This window comes from Mesorhizobium sp. M7A.F.Ca.CA.002.04.1.1, from assembly GCF_004022805.1.
Lineage (GTDB): Bacteria > Pseudomonadota > Alphaproteobacteria > Rhizobiales > Rhizobiaceae > Mesorhizobium > Mesorhizobium ciceri.
On record NZ_RZPL01001034.1, the window covers coordinates 1 to 1,392 of the forward strand.

Annotated in this window: 3 protein-coding genes; all 3 read right to left on the bottom strand. The window is 61.2% G+C overall.

From position 1 onward, the window contains the following. On the bottom strand, nt 1–353 hold a 353-nt coding region (locus ENZ75_RS31815; protein ID WP_164888174.1), incomplete at its 3' end, for a response regulator transcription factor. A 119-nt stretch (nt 354–472) separates the two neighbouring features. Beyond that, entirely contained in the window at nt 473–775 is a 303-nt protein-coding gene (locus ENZ75_RS31820) for a hypothetical protein (protein WP_013532640.1), read from the bottom strand. Between the two features lie 175 nt (nt 776–950). Further along, nucleotides 951–1,392, bottom strand: a 442-nt coding sequence (locus ENZ75_RS31825) for a DUF3168 domain-containing protein (RefSeq protein ID WP_245481327.1), incomplete at its 5' end; no start/stop codon positions are given.

Sequence of the window (1,392 nt, forward strand, 5' to 3'; positions counted from 1 at the left end):
CGCCGGATCAGAGCCCGTAGCCTCGCCAGCACCTCCTCGATGTGGAACGGCTTGGTGACGTAGTCGTCGGCGCCGGCATCGATGCCGGAAACCTTGTCGCTCCAGCGGTCGCGCGCCGTCAGGATCAGCACCGGCATCTTGCGGCCGCCGCGTCGCCAGCGCTCGACCACGCTGATGCCGTCCATCTGCGGCAGGCCGATATCGAGCACGACCGCGTCATAGGGCTCGGTGTCGCCGAGGAAATGGCCTTCCTCGCCGTCGAAGGCGCGGTCGACGACATAGCCGGCATCGACCAGCGCATCCGATATCTGCCGATTGAGATCCTTGTCATCTTCGACGACCAGTACACGCATGCGGAGTTCGATACCTGTTGAAGAGCTTTGTCGGATGGAAGAGCTTTGTAGGATTGAAAACTGGGGCAGATATAGGCCGATTCCGGCGGCCTGGGAAACGTAGCCTAAGATTGATTGGATCAGTTCAGCGGAACGACGATCTCGGAACGGCGCGGACGTTGTCCGTCCTTGCCCGGAACGAGCACGACGATGACACAGACAGGCTGACCGCCGCGCGTCGATTGCGAGGCCTTGGCCAGCGTTCCGCCATTCTGCTCAGCCACCTGTTGGCCGATGGCGTAGCAATCGGAGGCCGCCAGTACGATCGGACTGGCAAGGTCGGGCGGCGCGATGACCGGCATCGCCATCGCCTGCGACGCAAACAGCCCGGCAGCACAAAGCGCCAGTGTCGCGGTTCGGAAGTGGGAGCGAAGCGTTTTCATGACCGGCGTTGTAACGCATCGGTGCTGAACGTGAAATGAACGGTGAACGCCGCTGAAAACATCCTCGCCACACCCCTGCAACGCGAGACAGTCAACCTGGGATTTCACCGCCTCGAACAGGCGAAATCCCGCGAAAGTCCAGTCTAGACTCCGTTTTGACCATATTGAAAGCGCATCAGGCATTTTCCTGCGTCATCGCGCGAAAACGCAGCAGCCCGTGATGCACGAGCAGATCCTCGTCATGGCGGGCTTCGGCAAATTCCAGCGACAGTCGTGTCTGGCCGCGAGGGCCGATCACCAATGCTGCGTCGGCAAGGCGCACCTGGATGGCGGCCATGATGGCTAGCGTTTCGGCATCACCATGGGCTTTCGACCAGACATGCAGCGTAATCAACTGATCGTCAGTGTTCTCGATGCCCGTATCCCAGTCGAAAGCGGAGGTATGGCCGCAGGTCACGTACGGAAAAGCGGCGTTGTCGGTTGGCCGTTCGAGCAGTCCGGCGCCGCCCAACAAGGCCGACAGCGATGCGTCGCTTCTCAGCCTGAGAAACACTGCCTGCTGCAAATCGCCTGGCGCGGTCATCGTCTTTTCCTCCGGTTCCTGCGCTGCCGACTGT